We start from the raw sequence: 233 nt of genomic DNA, 5'->3' as shown, positions 1-233 counted from the left end.
GGATGCTTTCGCCGCGGCGGCCGTCCTCCGGGGGGGCGGCGGCCACCCGCCTGGGGTCTTCCTCGGGATGAAGGCCGTGCTGCCGTCGCTGATCGCGAACGGCGGGGGATCGATCATCAACATCTCGTCGATCGCCGGCATGCTGGGAACCAAGGAATCCTCGAACGCGGCATATTGCGCGAGCAATTGGGCGGTGCGTGGCATGAGCAAGCTGATCGCGGCGCACCATGGCC

At 67.8% G+C, this 233-nt stretch carries 1 protein-coding gene; it reads left to right on the top strand.

The features are described from left to right. The coding region (locus tag CVH10_RS24735; protein ID WP_146143425.1) for an SDR family NAD(P)-dependent oxidoreductase at positions 1 to 233 on the top strand (233 nt) is incomplete at both ends.

The sequence above is a fragment of the Halomonas sp. ND22Bw genome, assembly GCF_003011945.1.
In the GTDB taxonomy this organism is placed as follows: Bacteria; Pseudomonadota; Gammaproteobacteria; order Pseudomonadales; family Halomonadaceae; genus Halomonas; species Halomonas halophila.
The sequence above is the reverse complement of the archived record's forward strand: the minus strand, read 5'-3'. Positions and strand labels throughout refer to the sequence as shown.